General features: G+C 73.0%; 17 protein-coding genes. 12 read left to right on the top strand and 5 right to left on the bottom strand.

What is annotated here, in order from left to right:
* Positions 1-109: 109 nt before the first annotated feature.
* A complete protein-coding gene (locus ACWCRA_RS16390; protein ID WP_451067897.1) occupies positions 110-1,006 on the top strand; it encodes a hypothetical protein in 897 nt (298 codons plus the stop codon).
* 139 nt (positions 1,007-1,145) lie between these two features.
* Here the strand turns inward: ACWCRA_RS16390 and disA are convergent, their stop codons facing one another.
* Positions 1,146-2,270 carry a DNA integrity scanning diadenylate cyclase DisA gene (disA, locus tag ACWCRA_RS16385; RefSeq protein WP_351554040.1) on the bottom strand — a complete coding sequence of 375 codons (1,125 nt, stop codon included), beginning with the start codon at positions 2,268-2,270 and terminating at the stop codon, positions 1,146-1,148.
* Positions 2,271-2,314: 44 nt separating this feature from the next.
* Positions 2,315-3,781 carry a DNA repair protein RadA gene (gene radA, locus ACWCRA_RS16380; RefSeq protein ID WP_351554043.1) on the bottom strand — a complete coding sequence of 489 codons (1,467 nt, stop codon included), beginning with the start codon at positions 3,779-3,781 and terminating at the stop codon, positions 2,315-2,317.
* Between the two features lie 208 nt (positions 3,782-3,989).
* Here radA and ACWCRA_RS16375 point away from each other — a divergent pair, with 208 nt between their 5' ends.
* The gene (locus ACWCRA_RS16375; RefSeq protein ID WP_451067896.1) at positions 3,990-5,576 is read left to right on the top strand and encodes a BACON domain-containing protein; all 1,587 of its coding nucleotides are present in this window, start codon (positions 3,990-3,992) and stop codon (positions 5,574-5,576) included.
* 205 nt (positions 5,577-5,781) lie between these two features.
* On the opposite strand, the gene ACWCRA_RS16370 is transcribed toward ACWCRA_RS16375, so the two are convergent.
* Positions 5,782-6,582 (bottom strand): hypothetical protein, encoded by an 801-nt coding sequence (locus ACWCRA_RS16370; protein WP_351554048.1) that lies wholly within the window; start codon positions 6,580-6,582, stop codon positions 5,782-5,784.
* A gap of 40 nt (positions 6,583-6,622) precedes the next feature.
* Here ACWCRA_RS16370 and ACWCRA_RS16365 point away from each other — a divergent pair, with 40 nt between their 5' ends.
* From ACWCRA_RS16365 to ilvD, 4 genes are all read left to right on the top strand, one after another.
* On the top strand, positions 6,623-7,555 hold the full coding sequence (locus ACWCRA_RS16365; RefSeq protein ID WP_451067895.1) for a Ppx/GppA phosphatase family protein: 933 nt from the start codon (positions 6,623-6,625) through the stop codon (positions 7,553-7,555).
* Positions 7,556-7,581: 26 nt separating this feature from the next.
* A complete protein-coding gene (locus ACWCRA_RS16360; protein WP_451067894.1) occupies positions 7,582-8,526 on the top strand; it encodes a sugar phosphate isomerase/epimerase family protein in 945 nt (314 codons plus the stop codon).
* Positions 8,523-9,143, top strand: coding sequence for a TetR/AcrR family transcriptional regulator (locus ACWCRA_RS16355; RefSeq protein WP_351554057.1), 621 nt, complete (start codon positions 8,523-8,525; stop codon positions 9,141-9,143). The genes ACWCRA_RS16360 and ACWCRA_RS16355 overlap by 4 nt, the downstream gene beginning before the upstream one ends.
* A 100-nt stretch (positions 9,144-9,243) precedes the next feature.
* Positions 9,244-11,094, top strand: coding sequence for a dihydroxy-acid dehydratase (gene ilvD / locus ACWCRA_RS16350; protein ID WP_451067893.1), 1,851 nt, complete (start codon positions 9,244-9,246; stop codon positions 11,092-11,094).
* A 684-nt stretch (positions 11,095-11,778) separates the two neighbouring features.
* Here ilvD and ACWCRA_RS16345 read toward each other — a convergent pair.
* Positions 11,779-13,926 (bottom strand): serine/threonine-protein kinase, encoded by a 2,148-nt coding sequence (locus ACWCRA_RS16345; RefSeq protein WP_451067892.1) that lies wholly within the window; start codon positions 13,924-13,926, stop codon positions 11,779-11,781.
* Positions 13,927-14,063: 137 nt separating this feature from the next.
* On the opposite strand from ACWCRA_RS16345, the gene ACWCRA_RS16340 reads away from it, so the two are divergent.
* From ACWCRA_RS16340 to proC, 6 genes are all read left to right on the top strand, one after another.
* Positions 14,064-14,393 (top strand): peptidase, encoded by a 330-nt coding sequence (locus tag ACWCRA_RS16340; RefSeq protein WP_451067891.1) that lies wholly within the window; start codon positions 14,064-14,066, stop codon positions 14,391-14,393.
* 33 nt (positions 14,394-14,426) lie between these two features.
* Complete coding sequence (locus ACWCRA_RS16335; protein WP_351554064.1) at positions 14,427-14,948, top strand: hypothetical protein; 522 nt, start codon at positions 14,427-14,429, stop codon at positions 14,946-14,948.
* Positions 14,949-15,397: 449 nt separating this feature from the next.
* A complete protein-coding gene (locus ACWCRA_RS16330) occupies positions 15,398-16,180 on the top strand; it encodes a class I SAM-dependent methyltransferase (RefSeq protein ID WP_351559796.1) in 783 nt (260 codons plus the stop codon).
* Between the two features lie 88 nt (positions 16,181-16,268).
* On the top strand, positions 16,269-17,093 hold the full coding sequence (locus ACWCRA_RS16325; RefSeq protein WP_451067890.1) for an ABC transporter ATP-binding protein: 825 nt from the start codon (positions 16,269-16,271) through the stop codon (positions 17,091-17,093).
* On the top strand, positions 17,090-17,827 hold the full coding sequence (locus tag ACWCRA_RS16320) for an ABC transporter permease (protein ID WP_451067889.1): 738 nt from the start codon (positions 17,090-17,092) through the stop codon (positions 17,825-17,827). Before ACWCRA_RS16325 ends, ACWCRA_RS16320 begins: the two co-directional genes overlap by 4 nt.
* Positions 17,828-17,946: 119 nt before the next feature.
* Positions 17,947-18,756: a pyrroline-5-carboxylate reductase gene (gene proC / locus ACWCRA_RS16315; protein ID WP_351559790.1), complete on the top strand. Its 810-nt coding sequence runs from the start codon at positions 17,947-17,949 to the stop codon at positions 18,754-18,756.
* A gap of 73 nt (positions 18,757-18,829) precedes the next feature.
* Here proC and trpS read toward each other — a convergent pair whose 3' ends face one another.
* Positions 18,830-19,828 carry a tryptophan--tRNA ligase gene (gene trpS, locus ACWCRA_RS16310; RefSeq protein ID WP_351559788.1) on the bottom strand — a complete coding sequence of 333 codons (999 nt, stop codon included), beginning with the start codon at positions 19,826-19,828 and terminating at the stop codon, positions 18,830-18,832.
* Positions 19,829-20,329 lie beyond the last annotated feature (501 nt).

Below are 20,329 nucleotides of genomic sequence, written 5' to 3'. Positions count from 1 at the left end.
CGAAAGGAGGGGGTGACCGGGGCCCATCCGGGATGATGATCAGCAGAACTTGGCGCGTAGGCGGCGGGTGGGACCGGAGTTGGCCGGGTTCTCTCGTAGAGTTTGGTACGTGGGATCTCTGCGCAATCCGATCGGGCCGCTCCCCTCCTCCATCTACTGGCGCCGGAGGGCCATCGCGCTGGCCCTGGCCGCGCTGCTCCTGCTGCTGGGCATCTGGGCGCTCAGCACCCGAGGCGGGGGCGGGGGCGACGACGACAACGCCAACGGCGCCTCCAGCAGGGCCCCTTCGACGATCGAGCCGGGCCCCTCCCGCTCCGGCCCCGCGATCAGCGAACAGCCGGGCGGGCGCGAGGACTCCGGTGGCCCGGACTCCGGTACGTCGCCCGGCGCCGGTGACGGCACCGGCCCCGGCGGCCCGGGCAGTGGTTCCACCGGCCCCGGCGGCGGCGCAAACGGCGGTTCGGGCGGTGGCCCGGGCGGCGATTCGGATGGCGGCTCCGGTGGTCCCGGCGGCTCCGGCGACAGCGGTACGGAGGGTTCCGGCGGCTCCGGCGGCGGCGCGGGCTCCGGAGGCCCGGCCGGCCAGCGGGTCCGGGCCGGCTCCCCCCTGCCCGACTGCCCCTCCGGCGCACTGGAGTTGACCCTCACCACCCGCAACGACTACGCGCCGGACCAGAAGCCGTCCTTCCGGCTCAACGCCCGCAACACCTCGGCCACCGACTGCAAGGCGGACCTCGGACCCGCCGGCGCGGTCCTCACCATCCGGGACAACGCCGCCGAGGAGGTGTGGTCGTCGAAGGACTGCCCGCGCCCCGGGGGCAGCCTGCTGCTCCGGGTCCCCGCCCAGGCCACGATCACCCACACCGTGGAGTGGGACCGCCGGATGAGCGAGCCCCGGTGCGCGACCCCGCCGGCCGGCGCGGTCCCCGCCGGCACCTATCTGGTCGAGCTGCGCTTCCCGGGCGAGCCGATGAGCCAGCGCTCCTTCGTCCTCAAGAAGGACTGACGAGCGAAGGACTGACGAGCCACCCCCGCCCCGGCACAGCGCGGAGGCCGCCACGGAAGATCCGTGGCGGCCTCCGCGCGTCGTGCCCGTCGTGCCCGTCGTGCGCGCTGTCGCGGGGAACGGAAAGGGCCCGGGCCCGCTACACGTACCGTTCGAGAATGGAGGACTCGGCGAGACGGGACAGCCCCTCCCGGACACTCCTCGCTCGGGCCTCGCCGACGCCGTCCACGGTCTGGAGGTCGTCCACGCTCGCCGCGAGCAGCTTCTGCAACCCCCCGAAGTGCTCCACCAGCCGCTCGATGATGGCTCCGGGGAGCCTCGGCACCTTCGCCAGCAGCCGGTAACCGCGGGGCGAGACAGCCGAATCCAGGGTCTCGGGAGAGCCGCTGTACCCCAGCGCCCGCGCCACTATGGGCAGTTCCAGCAGCTCGGTGTGGGTGAGGGCGTCCAGTTCGGAGAGCGCCTCACCGACCGTGCGGGAGCGCTTGGCGGTCGGCTCGGGCACATAGTCGCGCACCACCAGCTCCCGCTCGGGCTCCACCCCCGCGATCAGCTCGTCGAGCTGGAGCGAGAGCAGCCGGCCGTCCGTGCCCAACTCGACGACGTACTCGGCGATCTCGGTGGCGATCCGGCGGACCATCTCCAGCCGCTGGGCGACGGCGGTGACATCCCGGACCGTGACCAGGTCCTCGATCTCCAGCGCGGAGAGCGTCCCCGCCACCTCGTCGAGGCGGAGCTTGTACCGCTCCAGGGTCGCCAGCGCCTGATTGGCCCGGGAGAGGATCGCGGCCGACTCCTCCAGGACCCGGCGCTCCCCGTCCACGTACAGCGCGATCAGACGCATCGACTGGGAGACGGAGATCACCGGGAAGCCGCACTGGCGGGAGACCCGGTCGGCCGTGCGGTGCCGGGTGCCGGTCTCGTCCGTGGGGATCGAGGCGTCCGGCACCAGCTGCACCCCCGCCCGGTGGATTCTGGTGGCGTCCTTGTCGAGGATCAGGGCGCCGTCCAGCTTGCACAGCTCGCGCAGCCGGGTGGCGGCGAACTCCACGTCCAGGACGAAGCCCCCCGTACACATCGACTCGACGGTCTTGTCCATGCCCAGGACGATCAACCCTCCGGTGTTGCCCCGCAGGATGCGCTCCAGGCCGTCGCGGAGCGCGGTGCCGGGAGCGACCGCGCTCAGGGCGGCGCGGATCAGTGCTTCGTTGCCGGAGCCCGCGCCGGACTTTCCGGGTGCTGATGCCCGGTCGTTGGCTGCCACTGCACTCCTCCGGCTCGTACGGATGGGCGAGACCAGGGCAAAGTCTACCGGCGAGTGTCGCCGCCCCGTGGGGCCTCCGCCCGCTCTCTGCGCGGAGCCCCGCCGGAGGCACCCCCGGAGCCCTCATCCTGCCCCCGCTTCCGGCCGCGCGGAAGCACTCCGAGAGCCTCACCCACATCGGCCACTTCCGTCACCGTCATCCCCGCCGGGACCCTGCCGGGGTCGGCCGGGACCAGGGCGTGGGTGAAGCCGAGCCGGTGGGCCTCGGCCAGCCGGCGCTGTACGCCGGTGACCCGCCGGACCTCGCCCGCGAGGCCGACCTCGCCGATGGCCACCAGGTTCTTCGGCAGCGGGGAATCGGTGGCGGCCGACGCCAGCGCCAGCGCGATGGCGAGATCCGCCGCCGGCTCGGAGAGCTTCACCCCGCCGACCGTCGCACTGTAGATGTCGCGCTTGCCGAGGGCGGTGATCCGGCCGCGCTGCTCCAGCACGGCGAGCATCATCGAGACCCGGGAGGTCTCCAGACCCGAGGTGGTGCGCCGGGGGGAGGGGATCTGCGAATCGACGGTGAGCGCCTGCACCTCGGCCACCAGAGGGCGCTTGCCCTCCAGTGTCACCGTCAGACAGGTGCCGGGCACCGGCGCGTCCCTGCGGGTGAGGAAGAGGCCCGAGGGGTCGGTGAGCCCGTTGATCCCCTCGTCGGTCAGCTCGAAACAGCCGACCTCGTCGGTCGCCCCGTAACGGTTCTTGATGCCCCGGACCAGCCGCAGCCGGGCATGGCGGTCCCCCTCGAAGTGCAGCACCACATCGACGAGGTGCTCCAGCAGCCGCGGCCCGGCGATCGCGCCGTCCTTGGTGACATGGCCCACCAGCAGCGTGGACATACCGCGCTCCTTGGAGGCGCGGATCAGCGCGCCCGCGACCTCCCGGACCTGCGCCATGCCGCCGGGCGCCCCGTCGATCTCCGGGGAGGCCACGGTCTGCACCGAGTCCATGATGAGCAGGGAGGGCTTGACCGCGTCCAGATGGCCCAGCACGGCGGAGAGATCGGTCTCGGCGGCGAGATAGAGGTGGTCGTGCAGGGCGCCGATCCGGTCGGCGCGCAGCCGGACCTGACTCGCCGACTCCTCGCCGGTGACATAGAGGGTGCGGTGGACATCGCTCGCGGCCTTCGCGGCGACATCGAGCAGCAGGGTGGACTTGCCCACGCCGGGCTCGCCCGCCAGCAGCACCACCGCGCCGGGCACCAGACCGCCGCCCAGCACCCGGTCCAGCTCCGCGACGCCCGTGGAGCGGGCGGTCGCCTGCCGGCCGTCGACCTGGCCGATGGGGAGGGCTGCGGTGGAGACCCGGCCGGCCGCGGTGGTCCGCACGGCGGGCGCGCCGTACTCCTCGACCGTCCCCCAGGCCTGGCACTCGGGGCAGCGGCCGAGCCACTTGGCCGTGGTCCATCCGCACTCGGTGCAGCGGTAGGACGGACGGTCCTTTGCGGTCTTCGTACGGGCAGCCATGCGGAAACCGTAGCGGTGCCCACTGACAGCGCGGCCCCCGCCCGCCCCGCACCCCCGTGCACCCGCACGGCGAGGAGAGGTGACACGCGTCATCCGGGAAGGAAACGCCGCCACCTGTACCCCATCGAGCGAACTGTTCACCCGTAAGAAGTAAAACCGCTCAAGAGGTGCGAACCGGGTGCCGCCCTGCGCCTACGGTCTCGGCGTGATGAGCAGCAGGCTGGAACCACCCACACAGACCGACGGCGCACCCCGCTCGGGCCGGCGTGCTCCACGACCCGCGCCGCAGCGGTCGCCGGCCCGCTACGAGCCGTATCTCAACGGGCTGTTCACCTACTGCCTCTCCGTGCTCTGCGACCACGACGCCGCGACCGCCCTCCTCGGCGAGGTGCTCGCCGTCGCGGACCGCCACCACGGGCGCGGCCCCGCACCCGAGGCCGAGCGCAAGGCATGGCTGTACGCGCTGGCCCGCTGGGCCTGTCTGCGGCGGCTGGCCGAACAGCGCCGGGCCCGCCGGGGCGCGCACACCGGCCGGCCCGCGGTCTCCGAGGAACGGCCGCGCGTCCCCGAGGCGACCGCCGAGCTCCGCCGCGCCGAGCTGGCGCTCCTCGCCTGGCCCGAGGCGGCCGGCACCTCCCCCGAACAGCGCGACGCCCTCGAACTCGCGGTGCGCCACGGCCTGGCACCCCGGGAGGTCGCCGCCGTGCTCGGCCTCGACCCGCTCTCCGCCCGGGAGCTGCTCGCCGCCGCGGCCTGCGAGGTGGAGCGCACCCGGGCGGCGCTCGCGGTGGTGGAGACCGGGGGCTGTCCCACCGTCGCCCGGCTCGCCGGGGACCACCGGGTCCTGCTCTCCACGGCCCTGCGCACCGAGCTGGTCCGGCATGTCGACGACTGTCCCCGCTGCCGCCGCGCGGCCGAGCGGGCCGGGGCGGACGGGCCCTGGCCGGGGTCCCAGGTCACCCCCGACACCCTGCCGCTGGTCCCCGCGCCCCGGAGCGCGGGCTGTCTCTCGCCGCGCCACGGCCCCCGGGGGCGGGCCGGCTCCCCCCGCTTCGGCCCGACCGGCTTCCCGCTCGACCCCAAGGACCACGCCGCCCGGCGCGACCGGCTGCGGGCCCGCGCGGTGACCACCACCGTCGTCGCCACGGTGGTGGCCGCGCCGGTCCTGGCGCTGTGGGCGGCCTACCGGGGCGCCCCGCCGGCGGGGGAGGGGCAGCACGACGGGACCCCGGTGAGCGCCACGGAGAGCGACCGGGTGCCGGGGGAGGAGTACGACCGCTACCAGAACGCGGGCAGCCCGGACGGAGAACCGGGCCCCCGTTTCACGGCGGACCCCCGCTCCCCGTCCGGCCCGGGGAGAGTCGCCGGTACGGCCCCGTCCGCGCCGCCGGTCCGCCCGGGCAGGCTCACGGTCGCGTCGGAGACCACCGGCGAGACGGCCCGGATCACCCTCAGGGCCTCGGGCGGCGCGCCGGTGCGGTGGACGGTGTGGACGGACGCCTCGTGGGTGCGGCTGAGCAGGACCTCGGGGGTGCTGCGGCCGGGGGAGGAGGTGACGGTGCGGGTGGGGGTCGGGGAGGGGGAGCCGGTGGGGGAGTGGAGGGCGCGTGTGGGGGTGAATCCGGCGGGCGAGGTGATCCCCCTGCGGGGCGAGGGCGCCCCGCCCCCTTCCGCACCCGCCACGTCGCTCTCCCCGGCCCCGTCCTCGCCGCTGCCTCCCTCGCCCTCCCCGTCCGTGTCTCCTTCCTCACCACCCCCACCCACTTCCCCACCCCCACCTTCCCCCACCCCCTGACCCCACCCCGACCAACCTCAGCCCACCCCGAGCATCCCCAGCCGGTCAGGCAAATCCAGCCCGTCCGGCGTTTGAGGACGGACCCCGGGTGACGGGCAACCCGAGCAATCTCAGCCCGTCCGGCGTTTGAGGACGGACCCCGCACCACAGGACCCCGCACCCTGCGGCCCCCGGTCCGCGAGCCCCCCCAGCCCGCCGCCAAGAACTAACCGTCCGCCGGATGCGGAGCCACCAGCGGAAGCTGCGTCGCGAGGCGCGCCTCGCACAGAGAGGCCAGCACCTCGTACGCCTCCTTGCCCATCATCTCGATCAGCTCCGGCCGATACGTCACATACACCGCGTCCCCCGCCCCATGCGCCGACGTCGCCGAAGTGCACCACCAGTGCAGATCATGCCCCCCGGGCCCCCACCCCCTCCTGTCGTACTCCCCGATCGACACCTTCAGCACCTTCGTGTCGTCCGGCCGCTCCACCCAGTCGTACGTCCGCCGCACCGGCAGCTGCCAGCACACATCCGGCTTGGTCTCCAGCGGCTCCCGCCCCTCCCGCAGCGCGAGGATGTGCAGCGAGCACCCCGCGCCCCCGGCGAACCCGGGCCGGTTCTGGAAGATGCACGACCCCTTCCAGCGGCGCGTCTGGCGCTCACCGTCCTCGTCCTCCTCCACCCATCCCGAGTCCGTCCCCACCCCGTGGAACTCCCAGAGGTCCGGAGTGAGCCGTTCCACATGCTCCGCGACCCGCTCCTCGTCCTCCTCGTCGGAGAAGTGGGCGCCCAGCGTGCAGCACCCGTCGTCCGCGCGCCCCGCCGCGATCCCCTGGCAGCCGCTGCCGAAGATGCAGCTCCACCGGGAGGTCAGCCAGGTCAGATCGCAGCGGAATACCTGTTCGTCGTCGGCCGGGTCGGGGAACTCCACCCACGCCCGGGGGAAGTCCAGCCCCTTCTCGTCGCCCTGGATCGTCTTCGGGGGCCCGGCTTTGCCCTGCTTCGCCTTTTTCGTCTTTGGCACAGGGCAAGGGTATGTCCGCTCTCGCAGTAGCGTTCGGTGCATGAGACTCGGAGTCCTCGACGTCGGTTCGAACACGGTGCACCTGCTGGTGGTGGACGCGCACCCCGGCGCACGCCCCCTCCCCGCCCACTCGCACAAGGCGGAGCTGCGCCTGGCCGAATTGCTCGCCCCCGACGGCGCCATCGGCCCGGCGGGAGTCGACCGGCTCGTCGAAACCATCCACCGGGCGGTGCGGGCCGCCGAGGACCAGGGCTGTGAGCAGGTCCTCAGCTTCGCCACCTCCGCCGTCCGGGAGGCCACCAACGCCGATCTCGTCCTCGCCCGCGTCCGCGCCGAGACCGAGGTCGACCTCCAGGTCCTCACCGGCGCGGACGAGGCCCGCCTCACCTTCCTCGCCGCCCGCCGCTGGTTCGGCTGGTCCGCCGGGAAGCTCCTGGTCATCGATATCGGCGGCGGCTCCCTGGAGATCGCCTACGGGATAGACGAGGAGCCCGACGCCGCCGTCTCCCTCCCCCTGGGCGCCGGCCGCCTCACCGCCGCCTCCCTTCCGGGCGACCCGCCCACCGCCGAGGACGTGCGGGCCCTGCGCCGTCACATCCGTACCGAGATCGCCCGCACGGTCGGCGAGTTCAGCCGCTTCGGACGCCCGGACCACATCGTCGCCACCTCCAAGACCTTCAAGCAGCTGGCCCGTATCGCCGGCGCCGCCCGTGACGCGGACGGTCTGTACGTCCAGCGCGAACTGAGCCGTAAATCACTCCAGGACTGGGTCCCCAAACTCGCCGCCATGACCGTCGAGGAGCGCGCCGCCCTCCCCGGCGTCTCCCTCGGCCGCGCCCGCCAGCTGCTGGCCGGCGCCCTGGTCGCGGAGGGCGCCATGGACCTCTTCGGCGCCCAGGAACTGGAGATCTGCCCCTGGGCCCTGCGCGAGGGCGTGATCCTCCGCCGCCTGGACCACCTCCCCGCTGCCTAGGCCCCGGGCCCCGTACCCTGTTTCCCGTGGCAGATCCAGCAGCGCGCACCCCCGACGTGAAGGTTGTCCTGTCGACGGCCTCGGTCTACCCGGAGTCGACGGCGACCGCCTTCGAGACCGCCGCGCGCCTGGGGTACGACGGTGTGGAGGTCATGGTCTGGACGGACCCGGTCAGCCAGGACATCGAGGCCCTGCGCCGGCTCTCCGACTACCACGGGGTCCCGGTGCTCGCGGTCCACGCGCCCTGTCTGCTGATCACCCAGCGGGTCTGGTCCACCGACCCCTGGGTGAAGCTCCAGCGGGCGCGGGCCGCCGCCGAGAAGCTGGGCGCGTCGACCGTCGTCGTCCATCCGCCCTTCCGCTGGCAGCGGCAGTACGCCCGTGACTTCGTCACCGGGATCTGGCGGATGGCGGACGAGACGGATGTCCGGTTCGCGGTCGAGAACATGTACCCGTGGCGGTACCGGGACCGCGAGATGCTCGCGTACGCCCCGGAGTGGGATGTCACCAAGGACGACTACCGCCACTTCACCATCGATCTCTCGCACACCGCGACCTCCCGCTCGGACACCATGGCGATGGTCGACCGGATGGGCGACCGCCTCGGCCATGTCCACCTCGCCGACGGCAAGGGCTCGGCGAAGGACGAGCACCTGGTGCCCGGCCGGGGCGACCAGCCCTGCGCCGAGCTGCTGGAGCGGCTGACCCGTACCGGCTTCGACGGCCATGTGGTGATCGAGGTGAACACCCGGCGGGCCATGTCCGCGGCCGAGCGCGAGGCCGACCTCGCCGAGGCCCTCGCCTTCGCCCGGCTGCACCTCTCCTCCCAGCACTCCCAGCCCTCCCAGCACTCCCAGCCCTCCCAGCCCTCCCAGCCCTCCCACTCCTCCCCGGCGGAAGCGCGCGACCCCCGGCATCCCCGGCACCCCGGCGACCCCCGGGGGGTACGGGACGGAGCGCGCCGTTCATGACGGGCGGCGGCGCGACCACCCCCCGCCGCCGAGGCCGGCCCGCCCGCGGCGCGGAGCCCCCGGGCCCCGGCGCCCGGCAGCGCATCCTGGAGGCGGCCCGCACGGAGTTCGCCGAGCGCGGTTACGACAAGACCACCATGCGCGGTGTCGCACGGGCCGCCGGGGTGGACGCCGCCCTCGTCCACCACTACTTCGGCACCAAGGACGAGGTCTTCGCCGCCGCGATCGAGGTCACCTTCGAACCGGCGGTGGTCCTCCCCGCGATCCTCGGCCGGGGCACGGACGGCATCGGCGAACGGCTCGCCCGCTTCTTCATCGGCGTCTGGGAGAACCCCGCCACCCGCGCGCCGCTGCTCGCGATCGTCCGCTCGGCGCTCACCCACGACGCGGCGGCCGGGGTGCTGCGGGAGTTCGTGCTGCGGCGGCTGCTGGAGCGGATCGCGGAGGAGCTGGATGTGCCCGATCCGAAGTTCCGCGCCGAACTGGGCGCCTCGCACATGATCGGGATCGTGGTGCTGCGCTATGTGATCCGGGTGGAGCCGCTGGCCTCGGCCGACCCCGAGGCCATCGTGGCCATGGTGGCCCCGACGCTCCAGCGCTATCTGACCGAGGAGTGAGCCGACCGTCCCGCATGCCGGACACTCTGTCCGGATCTTGGTCCATCGGCGTACGCTCGTAACCGGCGAAAACTCACTTACCACCGAGGAGCGAGCGACGATGCCCGAGCTGCGGTCCCGCACAGTCACCCACGGACGCAACATGGCGGGCGCCCGTGCCCTTATGCGCGCGTCGGGCGTAGCGAGCGCGGACATCGGGAAGCCGATCATCGCCGTCGCCAACTCCTTCACCGAGTTCGTGCCCGGCCACACCCACCTCCAGCCCGTCGGCCGGATCGTGAGCGAGGCCATCAAGGCGGCCGGGGCGATCCCCCGCGAGTTCAACACCATCGCGGTGGACGACGGCATCGCCATGGGCCACGGCGGAATGCTCTACTCCCTCCCCTCCCGCGACCTGATCGCTGACAGCGTGGAGTACATGGTCGAGGCGCACTGCGCCGACGCCCTGATCTGCATCTCCAACTGCGACAAGATCACCCCCGGGATGCTCAACGCGGCCCTGCGCCTCAACATCCCCACGGTCTTCGTCTCCGGCGGCCCGATGGAGGCCGGCCAGGCGACGCTGGTCGACGGCACCGTCCGCAAGCTCGACCTGATCAACGCGATCGTCGACGCCGCCGATGACAGCGTCTCGGACGCCGATGTGCTGCGCATCGAGGAGAACGCCTGCCCGACCTGCGGCTCCTGCTCCGGCATGTTCACCGCCAACTCGATGAACTGCCTCACCGAGGCCATGGGCCTCTCCCTCCCCGGCAACGGCTCGATCCTCGCCACCCACACCGCCCGCCGCGCGCTGTACGAGAACGCGGGGCGCACCGTCGTGGAGATCACCAAGCGGTACTACGAGCAGGACGACGACCGGGTCCTGCCCCGCAACATCGCCACCCGCGCGGCCTTCGAGAACGCCATGGCGCTGGACATCGCGATGGGCGGCTCCACCAACACGATCCTGCATCTGCTGGCCGCCGCGCAGGAGGCCGAGCTGGAGTACGGCCTGGACGACATCAACGCGGTGTCGCGCCGGGTGCCGTGTCTGGCGAAGGTCGCGCCGAACGTCGCCCCCGGCGGGACGTACTACATGGAGGACATCCACCGCGCGGGCGGCATCCCGGCGATCCTGGGCGAGCTGTACCGCGCCGGGCTGCTCGACGAGGACGTGCACACCGTCCACTCCCCGTCGATCAAGGACTGGCTGGAGGAGTGGGACGTCCGGGGCGGCTCCCCGTCCCCCGAGGCGGTCGAAATGTGGCACGCGGCCCCCGGGTGCAAGCGCTCGGCGGAGGCGTTCTCCCAGTCGGAGCGGTGGGAATCGCTGGACACGGACGCGGCCGGCGGCTGCATCCGGGACGCGGCCCACGCGTACAGCGAGGACGGCGGTCTCGCCGTGCTCAAGGGGAACCTCGCGGTCGACGGGTGTGTGGTGAAGACGGCCGGCGTCGACGAGTCGATCTGGACCTTCGAGGGGCCCGCGGTGGTCTGCGAGTCCCAGGAGGAGGCCGTGGACAAGATCCTCGGCAAGAAGATCAAGGAGGGTGATGTGGTGGTCATCCGCTACGAGGGCCCGCGGGGCGGCCCCGGTATGCAGGAGATGCTCTACCCCACCTCCTTCCTGAAGGGCCGGGGCCTGGGCAAGACCTGCGCCCTGGTCACGGACGGCCGCTTCTCCGGCGGCACCTCCGGCCTCTCCATCGGCCACGCCTCCCCGGAGGCGGCGTCGGGCGGCACGATCGCGCTGGTCGAGGACGGGGACCGCATCCGCATCGACATCCCCAACCGCACGATCGACCTCCTGGTCCCGGACGAGGAACTCACCGCGCGCCGCGAGGCCCTCGGGGGTGTGTACGCCCCGAAGAACCGCGAACGCAAGGTGTCGGCGGCGCTCCGCGCGTACGCCGCGATGGCCACGAGCGCGGACCGCGGAGCCGTCCGCGACATCACCAAACTCGCCTGACCCACCCTCCCGAGCCCCGGCCCGCCGCTGAGACCGCCCTCAGCAGCGGCCCGGAGCCCAAGCCCTGACCTGCGCTCCCCCTCGCCGGCCAACAAGGCACGCCACCCACCCTCCCCGGCGCGTACGAGCAACACCCATTCCAGCCCCTCCAGCGAGCCGAGGCACAAGAGCCGGCCTCGCTGGGGGTACTTCCCAGAGCCGGCTCTGGGAGGAGTTCGAGGCGCGCCATTTCAGCCCCACCGGCGACCTGGGCACCCCCAGCCCCACCGGCGACCTGGGCACCCCCAGCCCCGCCGGCGTGTGAGCCGCCACCCTCGGCCCCGCCGGTGTTCCGAGGAGCGGCAATCTCAGCCCCTCCGGGCAATTGCGCCGCGCCCACTCAGCCCCTCCGGCGTGTGAGCTGCCACCCTCGGCCCCGCCGGTGTTCCGAGGAGCGGCAATCTCAGCCCCTCCGGCGTTTGAGGAGCGGGGGTTCGGGGGCTGGCCCCCGACCGTGGCCCGCGGGATGCGGGGCCCTGTGGACCGGGGTCCGTCCTCAATCTCCCCCAGAGCTGCCTCTGGGAGGTCCCCCAGACGGGCTGGGAATGCTCGGGCGCCCGTGCCGCGAGGCCCGTCCTCAAGCGCCGGACGGGCCCGGGTCCTGCGGGCGGCACCTCCCCGCAGCCCCCACCCCCACCCCCACCCTCACCCCCCAGCCCCCCCAAACTCCCTCGCCCGCACCCCGAACACCGCCCCATCCGGCGCCGTCCCATACACCTTCCCCGCCCCCACCACCGGCGCCCCCAGCATCGAAGCGAACGTGTACCGCCCGTCATCCATCCGCGGCTCCGTCTGCCCCACCTGCTTCCCGCTCCCCGCGTCCACCGCCAGCACCCGCCCGTCCCCCGCCGTCACATACACCGCGCGCCCGTCCGCCGCCGGCCGCGACAGATGCGTCACCAGCATCTCCCGCCGCCACTTCTGCTCCCCCGCCGCGAAGTCGATCGCCAGCAGCGAGCCCCCCGACCCGCTCAGATGCACGACCTCCCCGGTGACGGACGCCTGCGCCTGGTCCAGCGGCACATCCACCAGCACCTTCCGCACCTTCCCCGCCCCGGACCCCGTCCCCAGCCGCACCACCGCGTCCGTGAGGCCGTCCTGGTTCACGGACAGCAGATACAGCGAGCCCCCGGCCAGCTGCACCGGCCGCAGATCCCCGTCGAGCCGCCGCTCCCACAGCCTCTCCCCGGTCCCCGGATCGACCGCGGTGAACAGCGTGGTCCGGCCGTCCGCCGCCGGTGTCGCCCCCAGTGCGGGCCCACCGGCACCCGGCGCGGTCACCCACTGCGTACCGACCCCGCCGTGCCGCCGCTCCCACAACCGCTTCCCGGTCGCCGCGTCCACCGCCCGCACCGCCCCCTTGCCGCCCACCAGCAGCACCACATCCCCGATGTGCCGCACGGTCGAGTACGCGGCGATCCCCGCGCTCCAGCGCACCTTCCCGGTCCCGGGGTCGAGCGCCTCCAGCAGATCCCCGCCCGGCGCGACCACATGCAGCAGCCCGCCGGCGAACAGCGGCGCCATCCCACCGTCGGCCTGCGCGGCGCCGCCGCCCCCGGCCCTCAGCGACCAGCGCGTCTTCCCGGTGATCGGGTCGAGCCGGGCCGCCTTGACCCCGGGGGCGGCGCAGTACAGACCGGTGAGCCCGGGGCCCGCCGTGCAGACCGGGGTCCGGTTCTCCCCGTCGCCCGCGTCGAGCGTCACGCTCCACCCGGTGAAGGTCCGTGCGGCCGAAGGCGCCGTCGGCTTCGGCGACGGGGACCGCGACTCCTCCCCGCCGGACCGCAGGGCCAGCACCCCGGCCACCGCCAGCAGACCCCCCGCTGCGGCCAGCGCCCCCCACCGCAGACGCCGTCCCGTCCCCCGGCCGGCCCGGGGCCCGCCCGCCTCCACCGCGCCGGGAGCGTACTCACGGGGGTCGGGCGTCCTCGGCACGGGGATGTACGCCTCGGTGTCGTACGACGCCGACGGTGTCGCCCCCCGCAGCGCGACCATCACCTCGTGCGGCGTCGGCCGCTCCCGCGGCTCCTTCGCGAGACAGCGGAGCAGCAGCGGTACGAGATCGGCCGGCACCCCGGTCAGATCGGGCTCGTCGTGCACGACCTGGTACGCCACTATGTACGGGCTGTCCGAGTCGAACGGCCCCCGCCCGGTCGCCGCGTGCACCAGCACCGAGCCCAGGGCGAAGACATCCGCCGAGGGCCCGACCTCCCGCGGCCGCTGGAACTGCTCGGGCGCCATGAACGGCGGTGTCCCGATCAGCTTCCCCGTCTCGGTGCGCAGATCGCTGTCCGTGGGGCGGGAGATCCCGAAGTCGATGACCTTCGGCCCGTCGGACGCGAGCAGCACATTGCTCGGCTTGAGATCGCGGTGGACGACCCCGGCCCGGTGGATGTCCCGCAGCGCCTCCGCGAGCCCGGCGCCCAGCCGCCGCAGCTCCGCCTCCTCCAGCGGCTTCCGCTTCACCCGCTCGGAGAGCGTCGGCCCGTCGATGAACAGGGTCGCCATCCAGGGCCGTCCGGCCTCCGGGTCGGCGTCGACGACCGAGGCGGTGAACGCCCCGCTGACCCGCCGCGCGGCGGCGACCTCCTGCCGGAACCGCGCTCTGAACTCGGGATCAGAGGCGTGCTCGGCATGAATGACCTTGACCGCGAGCCGCAGTCCCGAGTCGGAGGTGGCCAGATGTACCACCCCCATGCCACCTGTTCCCAGACAGGACTCCAGGTGGTACTGCCCGGCATATTCCGGATGTTCCGCTTCCGGCGACTGTCCAGCGCTGCGCAGCGGCGGCATCCGCGACCCCCGTCTTTTCAGTGCGCACCCGTGACTCACGGAGCTTAGTCGATGCTTCGTCCGTTCCCAGGGTGGCTTGTTAGCCTTCCTCCGTGACACCGTGCGTATCTGCACATACAGCAACGGGGGAGATTTAGATGGCACTTGAAGAAGTACGTCCGGAAATGATCGACAACGCCACCGAAGAGGCCGCGTCGGCCCAGTCCGCACCGCCCGTCGCCAAGCGCTACCCGGTCGCCGAGGGCTACCGGGTGAACGTCCGCAGCGGCCCGGGCACCAACTACCGCCTCGTCCGGGTCCTGCCCCTCGGCGCGCGGGTGCCGATCAACTGCCAGAAGCCGGGGGAGCGGATCGACGGCCCGCTCGGCACCACCAACATCTGGGACTGCATCGCCAACGGCGAGTTCGTCTCCGACGCCTACGTCCGCACCGGCAGCGACGGCTATGTGACCATCCGCTGCTCCTGAGCGCCCGCGCCGCTCCCGGGGATAATCGACTCCGTGAGCGAGCAGAGAAGCACCACCCAGAACAGCGACGGCGGCGGCGAGGGCCCGCGGCCCGAGCCCATCCGATTCTTCGGCACGACGTGGGTCGACCACGACGGGGGGTACGGGCTGCGCCGGGCAGGCGTCGCCGCCGGCGGGCTCCTCGCGGCGGCGGCCGGCTTCCTGGTGCTGCGCCTCGGCTTCGAGGGCCTGGTGATCGCCCAGGTCAGCGGCTTCGTCAACGCGCTGGTCATCGTCGTCTTCGCGGCCTGCGGCGCGATGGCCTTCATCAAAACCTGGGAGGGCTTCACCCGCCGCCCGTCGGGACCCACGGGCCCGGACCAACTGCGCAGCATCAAGGCCGTCGGCTTCATCGGCGTCCTGCTGGCCCATTCCCTGCGCGCCCTCGCCGAGGCGCCGGGCGAGAAGCTGCACCGCACGGAGTACGAGACGGCCCGCGCCCAGTGGGAGAAGCGCCGCTCCACCCGCACGGGCAACCCGGCGGCCCGCGCCCGCCGCAAGGCCAGACGCGCCTAGGTCGTCTCTTTCGGATCGTGCCAGGGCTCGCGAGCCCCGGCACCGCGCCCCGCCGCGCTGTCGCCGGTCGCCGGCGCTCCGGGTGGGCTCCCTCCTCCGCCTCGCGATCCACGGCACCGGACCCCGCTCACCGATCCGGCCCGATCCGCACGAAACTCCCCAAGCCCTCCGGTCCGCATCTCCCAGGGCGCGCCCCTCGAGCCCCCGCACGCTCCCCGTGGCCCGCGCTGATCCCCGCGCTGATCCCCGCGCGTCCCCTGGCCCCGCGCGTCCCCTGGCCCCGCGCGTCCCCTGGCCCCGCGCGTCCCCTGGCCCCGCGCGTCCCCTGGCCCTGCGGCCCACCTCGCGGACTTCTCCGTACCGCTGCCCCCTGGCGCACCGGCCCCGAGTGATCCAGCCTGATCCGAAGGACAGGCCCCGGCCGCCACACCCCCGGAGGACACGCACGCATGCCCCGAGAGACCGGCTCCACCCCCGCGCCCGCCCGCGCGCTCTCCTTCGACCTCGCCGCCGCCCAGTACGAAGCGGCCCGCCCCGGCTATCCACCCGCCCTCTTCGACGCCATCGAGGAACTCACCGGCCGCCCGCTCCACGGCGCGGACGCCGTCGACATCGGCGCCGGCACCGGCAAGGCCACCCGCGCCCTGCTCGCCCGGGGGGCCAGGGTCACCGCCGTCGAACCGGGCCCCGGCATGGCGGCCCAGCTCCGCCGGGCACTCCCCGGCACCCCTCTCGTCCGGGGCACCGGCGACGCCCTCCCGCTCACCGACCACTGCGCCGACCTCCTCACCTATGCCCAGTCCTGGCACTGGACCGACCCCCTCCGCTCCGTCCCCGAGGCCCTGCGGGTACTGCGCCCCGGCGGCGCGCTGGCCCTCTGGTGGAATGTCGCCGACGGCTCCGTCCCCTGGATCGCGGACCAGGAGCGGCGACTCAGCGCCGGCCTCGCCGACAGCGTCCACGGCGCCCCCGGCCACGCCCGCCGCCTCCCCGCCGAACTCCGTCCTCTGGAGCGCACCCTCCACTGGACCCGCCGGGTCCCCCTCTCCACCCACCTCGACAACCTCGGCAGCCACTCCCTCTTCCTCACCCGCTCCCCCCGGGCGGCGGCCGAGTTCCTCGACCGCGAGCGCGCCGAACTGCTGAGGGTCTTCCCCGACGGGTTCGTCCTGGAGGAGTACGCGGTCGAGCTGACCGTCGCCCTCCGCGCCGCCCTCCCGCCGCTCGCCTAGCTCTCCGGCTCTCCCGGCAGCCCACCCGCCCCGCCGTCCTGCGCGCCACCGCTTGACGGACGGCACCCCCGGGCACACTATTCATCACATGATGAATAAATCTGGGGTTGCCGTACTGGCCCGAGATCTGACCGTCGTCCGAGGAGCCCGCACCGTCCTGCGCGGCATCGGCTTCACCGTCCCGCCCGGCCGCGTCACCGGCCTCCTCGGCCCCTCCGGCTGCGGCAAGACCACCCTCATGCGCGCGCTCGTCGGCACCCAGGCCCGCACCACCGGCACCCTCGACATCCTCGGCCGCCCCGCCGGCGACCCCTCCCTCCGCTCCCGCACCGGCTATGTCACCCAGGCCCCCTCCGTCTACGACGACCTCACCGTCCGCCAGAACCTGGAGTACTTCGCCTCCGTGCTCCACCCCGGCCGCGCCCACCGCGAGGCCCGCCGCCACCACACCGCCCGCGCGCTCGCCGACGTCGACCTCACCGCCCACGCCGACGCCCTAGCCGGACGCCTCTCCGGCGGCCAGCGCAGCCGGGTCTCCCTCGCCGTCGCCCTCCTCGGCACCCCCGAACTCCTCGTCCTGGACGAGCCCACCGTCGGACTGGACCCCGTGCTCCGCCGCGACCTCTGGGACCTCTTCCACCGCCTCGCCGCCGAACGCGGCACGACGATCCTCATCTCCTCCCATGTCATGGACGAGGCCGAACGCTGCCACCGCCTCCTCCTCATGCGCGACGGCGAGATCCTCGCCGAGGACACCCCCGACAACCTCCGCCACCGCACCGGCACCGCGACCGTCGAGGAGGCATTCCTCCACCTCGTCGACGCGGCCGGCACCCGGGCCGCCACCGCCACCGCCACCGGCGTCCCGTCCCCCGGCCGGCGGACCGACCCCACCGAGGAGCGCACCCGATGAGCACGGCCCGCACCCTCGCCACCGCCGCCCGCGTACTGCGCCAGCTCCGCCACGACCGCAGATCCATCGCCCTGATGGTCCTCGTCCCCAGCGCCATGCTCTTCCTGCTGCGCTATGTCTTCGACGGCAGCCCGCGCACCTTCGACTCCATCGGCGCCTCCCTCCTCGGCATCTTCCCGCTGATCACGATGTTTCTGGTCGCCTCCATCGCCACCCTCCGCGAACGCACATCCGGCACCCTGGAACGCCTCCTCGCCCTGCCCCTCGGCAAAGGCGACCTCATCGCCGGATACGCCCTCGCCTTCGGTCTCGTCGCCGTCGCCCAGTCCCTCCTGGCCACCGGACTCGCCCTCTGGGCCCTCGGCCTGGATGTCGTCGGCTCCCCCTGGCTGCTGCTCCTCGTCGCCCTCCTCGACGCCCTGCTCGGCACCGCCCTCGGCCTCTTCGTCTCCGCCTTCGCCGCCTCCGAATTCCAGGCGGTCCAGTTCATGCCGGCCGTGATCTTCCCGCAGCTGCTGCTCTGCGGCCTCTTCACCCCGCGCGACACCATGCACCCCGTCATGGAGGCCATCTCCCAGGCGCTCCCGATGTCCTACGCCGTCGACGCCATGACCGAGGTCCTGCACCACCCGGACCCCACCGGCGACTTCATCCGGAGCGCCCTCACCGTCGCCGCCTGCGCGGCCCTCGTCCTCGCCCTCGGCGCGGCCACCCTCCGCCGCCGCACCCCCTGACCACCCCTCTCCCACCTCGGCGTCCCACCCGCCGTACCGCCCATCGGACACCCCGGCGGCACTCCGCCTCCGGTGCGAGGATGTGCGCACAGATCCCCACCGGCGAGGTGAACAGAGCCATGACCAAGACAGTCGCAGTTCTCGGTACCGGCAAGATCGGCGAAGCCCTGCTCAGCGGGATGATCCGGGCCGGCTGGCGCCCCGCCGACCTGCTGGTCACCACCCGCCGCCCCGACCGCGCCGAGGAACTGCGCACCCGCTACGGCGTCGAACCGGTCACCAACGCCGAAGCCGCCAAGCGCGCCGACACCCTCATCCTCGCGGTCAAGCCCCAGGACATGGGCAAACTCCTCGACGAACTCGCCCCCGACGTCGCCGCCGACCGCCTGGTCATCAGCGCCGCCGCCGGAATCCCCACCTCCTTCATCGAGGAACGCCTCACCCCGGGCACCCCTGTCGTCCGTGTCATGCCCAACACCCCCGTACTCGTCGACGAGGGCATGTCCGTGATCTCCGCCGGAAACCACGCCACCTCCGACCACCTCGCCCACACCGAGGAGATCTTCGGCGGCGTCGGCAAGACCCTCCGGGTCCCCGAGTCCCAGCAGGACGCGGCCACCGCCCTGTCCGGCTCGGGCCCGGCGTACTTCTACTTCCTCGTCGAGGCCATGACCGACGCGGGCATCCTCCTCGGGCTGCCCCGCGCCCAGGCCCATGACCTCATCGTCCAGGCCGCCATCGGCGCCGCCGTGATGCTCCGCGACAGCGGCGAGCACCCCGTCAAACTCCGTGAAGCCGTCACCTCCCCCGCGGGCACCACCATCAGTGCCATCCGTGAGCTGGAGAACCATGGCGTACGCGCGGCCCTGATCGCGGCCCTGGAGGCGGCCCGCGACCGCAGCCGCGAACTCGCCTCCGGCAACGGCTGACCCCCGTACCGGTTTGCCGCCGTGGCGCCACGGCGGCAAACCGGCACGAGCGGACCTCCCCGGGCCGCGCTCCTCAACGACCGGGCAGCAGTCCGATCGCCGCACAGGCCGCGTCCACCATCGGCCGGGCCATCCCTCTGGCGCGCTCGGCTCCCGCGCGCAGCACCTCGTCGACATGACCCGGGTCCGCCGCGAGTTCCGCGTGACGCGCCCGCAAGGGCCTCAGCAGCTCCACCACCGCCTCGGCCGTATCCCTCTTCAAGGCCCCGTACGACTCGTAAACGGCTGCCAGCCCGGCCGGGTTCCCGCCGGTGCACGCGGCGAGAATCTCCAGGAGATTGGCGATCCCGGGACTGCCCTCCCGGTCGTACTCCACCTCGCGCCCGCTGTCCGTGACCGCCCGCATGATCTTCTTGCGCACCGTCTCGGCCTCATCGAGCAGATAGACGATCCCGGCCCCGGACGCGTGCGACTTCCCCATCTTCGAGCGCGGGTCCTGGAGATCCATCACCCGCGCCGCGACCTGCGGATGCGTCGCCTTCGGCACGGTGAAGGTGTGCCCGTACCGCTGGTTGAACCGCACCGCCAGGTCCCGGGTCAGCTCCACATGCTGCGTCTGGTCCTCACCCACCGGCACCTCATCCGTCCCATAGGCCAGGATGTCCGCCGCCATCAGCACCGGATACGTCAGCAATGACAGCCGCACCCCTTCCCCGGCCGCCCGCGCCCGTGCCCCCTTCTCCTTGTACTGGATCATCCGCCGCAGCTCGCCGTCGGTGGCCGTGCACTCCAGCAGATACGACAGCCGGGTGTGCTCCTCCACATGGCTCTGCACGAACACGGTGCACCGCGCCGGGTCCAGCCCCGCCGCCAGCAGCAGCGTCGCCGCCTGCCGGCTCAGCCGGCGGACCCGCCCCGGGTCGTGCTCCACGGTGAGCGCGTGCAGATCCACCACACAGAACAGCGCGTCCGCCCGGTGCTGGTCGACATCCACCCACTGGCGCATCGCCCCGAGATAGTTGCCCAGCGTCGGGTGCCCCGTGGGCTTGATCCCGCTGAAGATCCTCGTCATCCCGCTCTCCGTCTCCTGGTCCGGAGCCACCGATCGCGGTGGCCCGGCTCCCGGAGGGAGCAAACGAAAACGGCCACCGATCCGGCGGCCGTTGAGTACATGCGTGGGGCGGCCCGCCGTCAGGCGGGCCACCACTGAAGAGAGCATGTACGTGAGGTCATACGGGGGAGAGTAGCGACCGGAGCCCGAGGTTGACAGTGGATACCCGCAGTCGTAGTGTTCTCCGAGTTGCCCGACGTGAGCGCCGACCTCGGTTGGTCCCCGGGCAGCCATTCCGTAAGACCTCACTACAGCGAGCGACCTCTCGTCGCCTGCTTTCGGTGCGCTTTTACGAAATGAGGAATCGCGTTCGAAGGGACGCCGCCCCGATTGGCGTCAGGGCGAAAGATTCCGCTAAAGTCTCACTCGTCGGAACGGCCCAACAGCCGGGAAGACACCCCGAGTTCGACCGGGAATCAGGCCCGAAAGGATCTGATAAAGTCGGAGCAGCCGAAAGGCGAA

Source organism: Streptomyces sp. NPDC001889, assembly GCF_053594535.1.
Note: the sequence above shows the minus strand (reverse complement) of the source record. Positions and strands in the feature narration are given on the sequence as shown.

Excerpts from the sequence above, each read along its gene's own strand:
- radA (WP_351554043.1), bottom strand. The coding sequence starts at position 3,781 with ATGGCTGCCCGTACGAAGACCGCAAAGGACCGTCCGTCCTACCGCTGC.
- ACWCRA_RS16375 (WP_451067896.1), top strand. The coding sequence starts at position 3,990 with ATGAGCAGCAGGCTGGAACCACCCACACAGACCGACGGCGCACCCCGC.
- ACWCRA_RS16365 (WP_451067895.1), top strand. The coding sequence starts at position 6,623 with ATGAGACTCGGAGTCCTCGACGTCGGTTCGAACACGGTGCACCTGCTG.
- ACWCRA_RS16355 (WP_351554057.1), top strand. The coding sequence starts at position 8,523 with ATGACGGGCGGCGGCGCGACCACCCCCCGCCGCCGAGGCCGGCCCGCC.
- ilvD (WP_451067893.1), top strand. The coding sequence starts at position 9,244 with ATGCCCGAGCTGCGGTCCCGCACAGTCACCCACGGACGCAACATGGCG.
- ACWCRA_RS16345 (WP_451067892.1), bottom strand. The coding sequence starts at position 13,926 with ATGCCGCCGCTGCGCAGCGCTGGACAGTCGCCGGAAGCGGAACATCCG.
- ACWCRA_RS16340 (WP_451067891.1), top strand. The coding sequence starts at position 14,064 with ATGGCACTTGAAGAAGTACGTCCGGAAATGATCGACAACGCCACCGAA.
- ACWCRA_RS16330 (WP_351559796.1), top strand. The coding sequence starts at position 15,398 with ATGCCCCGAGAGACCGGCTCCACCCCCGCGCCCGCCCGCGCGCTCTCC.
- ACWCRA_RS16325 (WP_451067890.1), top strand. The coding sequence starts at position 16,269 with ATGATGAATAAATCTGGGGTTGCCGTACTGGCCCGAGATCTGACCGTC.
- ACWCRA_RS16320 (WP_451067889.1), top strand. The coding sequence starts at position 17,090 with ATGAGCACGGCCCGCACCCTCGCCACCGCCGCCCGCGTACTGCGCCAG.
- proC (WP_351559790.1), top strand. The coding sequence starts at position 17,947 with ATGACCAAGACAGTCGCAGTTCTCGGTACCGGCAAGATCGGCGAAGCC.
- trpS (WP_351559788.1), bottom strand. The coding sequence starts at position 19,828 with ATGACGAGGATCTTCAGCGGGATCAAGCCCACGGGGCACCCGACGCTG.